This window comes from Micromonospora sp. GCM10011542, from assembly GCF_042650685.1.
In the GTDB taxonomy this organism is placed as follows: domain Bacteria; phylum Actinomycetota; class Actinomycetes; order Mycobacteriales; family Micromonosporaceae; genus Micromonospora.
Map to the genome: position 1 here is coordinate 1 of NZ_JBHSBO010000065.1, position 1,273 is coordinate 1,273.

Annotated in this window: 1 protein-coding gene and 1 pseudogene; both read right to left on the reverse strand. The window is 64.4% G+C overall.

Features of this window, described 5'->3' with window-relative positions; translation table 11 throughout:
• Positions 1 to 353 precede the first annotated feature (353 nt).
• A pseudogene (locus ACFOW4_RS27935) lies at positions 354 to 668 on the reverse strand (macro domain-containing protein); the annotation flags it as partial.
• The gene (locus ACFOW4_RS27940) at positions 628 to 1,161 is read right to left on the reverse strand and encodes a hypothetical protein (RefSeq protein WP_377533208.1); all 534 of its coding nucleotides are present in this window, start codon (positions 1,159 to 1,161) and stop codon (positions 628 to 630) included. The pseudogene ACFOW4_RS27935 and the gene ACFOW4_RS27940, both read right to left, overlap by 41 nt.
• Between the last annotated feature and the right edge of the window lie 112 nt (positions 1,162 to 1,273).

The following is a 1,273-nucleotide window of genomic DNA, read 5'->3' on the forward strand; positions in this document are numbered from 1 at the left end:
AGACCGACAGGCCGGACGGCGTGTCAACCAACACCGTGAACGTTCGTGGTCACGGCACTAGCCCATCGACTATCTTCCCTGGCGGTCGAGGCAGGCGGTCAGGGTCTTGCGAGGCGGACCAGGAAGACCGTGGCGGCGATGAGGATTAACAGGGTCGGCCCCGTATGTCACCTGTACAACCTCGCCCATGCTGGTCAAAGGCGGAGGGCCCGGAAGTAAACAAGTTGTCCGCCATAGGTTGATCATGTCACTGCCGGTATCGACGAACCATCCGCTCATCGGCAGGATCGGACGCCAGCACCGGCGCTGACCTCTCCTCCGGTTACGAGCGCCTCGCGGCAGATCCGGACGGATCAGCCTGTGGCCGTCATTGCGTCCTGCAGGTGCTTCCGGCCTTCTTCGTCTAATGCGACGAGTCGTACCCGTTGAACGTTCGTCGATGCAGACCTGATCGCTGCTACGGCGATCCGGGCGGCCTGGTCGGGAGGGAAGCCGTACACGCCGGTCGCGATCGCCGGGAAGGCCGGGGTTCGGGCGTCGAGTTCATCGGCGATCTCCAGGCTCCTGCGGTAGCAGGAGGCCAGGACATCCGCTTGATTTGGCCTCGAACCGACCCGGGCCGGCTGATCAGTAGTGGGCGAGGATCTGCGTGACGGGGTGGCCAAGGAGGGTGGCCACGTCGACGAGTTCCTGGGCATCAAGTTCGTACTTTGCGCGAGTCGGGTTCATGGCGCATACCTCGAATCGCGCGAAGCCGACCGGCCAGTCGTAGTGGAGCGTGTCCAGTGAGACGAGCGCACCGCAGCACGGCACCGTCGCATCTAGGTTGTCGAAGCTCTCGCCGCTCTCCTCGATCAGATCGTAGAACCACTCCATGTCGATTTCCCCAGCGCAGCGCGAGCACGTGATCCGAGTGGTGTTCTCGCCGGCGTCGACGAGAGTGACCTGGTCGTAGAACTCGTGGTCGACATGCTCGACGTCGTCGTCGGGACCGGAAAAGAGCCGAGCGACGTAGGCCACGGCCTCGGCGGCGGCTTCGGGGGTGGGCTGCCAATTCAGGTCCGTCGGGATCAGGCGGATGTACCCATCACTCACAGCGCTCAGGATGCCTGATGCCCTCATCGACGCCAGGCTCGGGCTCGCACTGTCCAAGACCTGCATGTTCGGGTTGTGGACGCCGTGAGCTGCGACCGGTCGCCGTCTGCGACACGCGGTCGGCGGCAGAAGCGGATGCCTGCGGGGTTCAGCCGCGGCTGGCGTACAGGTACACGGT

Coding starts and splice junctions, on each gene's coding strand:
- ACFOW4_RS27940 (WP_377533208.1), bottom strand. CDS start 1,161: ATGCAGGTCTTGGACAGTGCGAGCCCGAGCCTGGCGTCGATGAGGGCA.